At 39.9% G+C, this 2098-nt stretch carries 2 protein-coding genes; one reads left to right on the top strand and one right to left on the bottom strand.

What is annotated here, in order from left to right:
- Positions 1-23: 23 nt before the first annotated feature.
- The gene (locus ACI4L0_RS10910; RefSeq protein ID WP_439800200.1) at positions 24-1004 is read right to left on the bottom strand and encodes a hypothetical protein; all 981 of its coding nucleotides are present in this window, start codon (positions 1002-1004) and stop codon (positions 24-26) included.
- 75 nt (positions 1005-1079) lie between these two features.
- Between ACI4L0_RS10910 and ACI4L0_RS10905 the strand changes: the two genes are divergently transcribed.
- Positions 1080-2098, top strand: a 1019-nt coding sequence (locus ACI4L0_RS10905; RefSeq protein ID WP_439800199.1) for an IS3 family transposase, incomplete at its 3' end; no start/stop codon positions are given.

Here is a 2098-nt window from a genome sequence, read left to right as displayed (position 1 = left end):
CAGTCTCTTTTTCTATTTTTAAATTAACTCATCCACAACTTTTGATTATAACTCGGCGTTAAATTATATGAGCCATATTTTACATCATCTCCAACTGGGCTTACTGTGCGCGCCTTTTCCGTCCAGCCTAGGGAATCCACCACCTCAAAGCCGGAAGATGTGTTTTCTATCTTTAAAAGCGCGCCGCGGCTGTAATAGGTTCCGCTCTCTCCTGGATTATATGTTATACTCAATTCGCTGTATGAAGCTGAGTCATCGCTCACGTTTGAAACCAGAACATACACAGTGCCGTCGTACAGAATCGCTATGTCCGTGATTTCCCCGTAAAATCCCAGCTGCTCCACTGACTTTGCAGAGCCAGCCAGAGTTACGCTTACGCCTGTGTCATTTTCAGAAATTGTTGCGCGCTGAAGGTAGTAGCAAGAATCATTGTTATCAAGATACGCAAAGTAAAAAATATTTCCGCGGACTGCAAATGACGTTCCTGTTTTATTGGTAAAATCAAAATCTGACGATTTAAAATCTCCCAAACTTGATGCTGACGAAGGATCTAGAACTACAGTTCTTGAAAAACAGAGCTTGCTGTCACTGTTAGAATTTAAAATCCACAGTGAATCAGTTGAATCATCATAGTAAATGGAATCTTTAAACAATGTGTCCGAAATTTCCAACGAGGAATTGTGATTCAACATAGGAACAGCGCTTGTATTATCACTATAGGTATAAAAGAAATTTCCATTTATATCCTCTGCAAGTCCAAAATTATCATCATAATAGATACGATTTGAAGAACTTAAATCCATTTCAGCAATACATGTATCAGATTGGTGTAAACAATATTTTATGCCATTATAGCACCACAAAAGATACTGCGTGTCCAAGACTTTGTCGGCAAGCAGGATGAGCGCAATGGAGCACTCGGCAGTCTCGCCGGACTTTACCTTTACGGAAGCGCTTTTGCGCGCAAGGAGCGCGCCTTTTGTGTCCCATGCTTCAACTTTCACAGTGTATTCACCGGGTGCAACTTCCTCAAAAATGAACCGACCCCATAAATTAGGACACCCATGGAGGTGTAAAATATGGGGAATAATCAAAAATATAGCATTGACTTAAAATTACAGGTTGCAGGAAAATACAAACATGGAAGTTGTGGCTACAAGAAACTGGCCCGCGAATTTAATCTTTCCAGAGATACAGTACGCGGCTGGTGCTTAAATCCAAGGCTGCAATCTGCAGTACAAATGGCAAAGAAAAATAAAACTGATGACGGCAAAGATCTTGAATATTACAAGACTGCTGCAATTTTCTGGGAACAATATGCCAGGACCATTGAAGCCGAACTTGCAAAGCAGGGTAAAAAAAAACTCCTTCTGAAAGCAATGAAGGACTGTCTGACTCAAAATCAGGATCTGAAAGTCCGCAAACTTTGTAAAGTTACGGGAGTTTCAAAATCGTCATTTTATTACAACAGAAACAATGATTCTCAAAAGGCAAAAGATGAAGAGGTCTTAAAATATCTGAAGCTGCTTCCTGAAAAAATTCTGAACCGGCGTGGAAGCAAAACTAAATTTAAGGAACTGAAAAACCGTTTCAATATAACCGTGAACCACAAACGTATTGAAAGGATATGCCGTGAAAACAGACTTCCTGCCCGAAACAGGCTCAGAAAATTTCCCGGGAATTATTATAAACAGCAGAAAGAAAACAGAAAGAGCCTTCCGGCAAACATCTTAAATCGCAATTTTGAAAGCAAAGAGCCGTTAAAAAAATTCTGCACGGATGTTTCATATTTCAAGACAAAAACAGGCTGGCTTTATTTAAGTCCCGTACTTGACTTATGCGGCAGAAAAGTCCAATGCTATTCAATCTCTGAGCATAATGATGAAGCGCTTTCTAAAGCGACATTAGACAAGTTTTTCGCACTTGGAAACTTGAAAGGTTCAATTCTGCATACTGATCAGGGACCTCTTTATACATCGAACAGATGGAGAAAACGCCTTAAAGAGAATGGAGTCATTCAAAGCATGAGCAGAAAAGGAAACTGCTGGGACAATGCCTGTATGGAACATTTTTTCGGAACTTTAAAAGTTGAAAGCGG

The sequence above is a fragment of the Treponema sp. genome, from assembly GCF_051883275.1.
In the GTDB taxonomy this organism is placed as follows: domain Bacteria; phylum Spirochaetota; class Spirochaetia; order Treponematales; family Treponemataceae; genus Treponema_D.
This window is presented reverse-complemented; position numbering and strand designations above follow the sequence as displayed.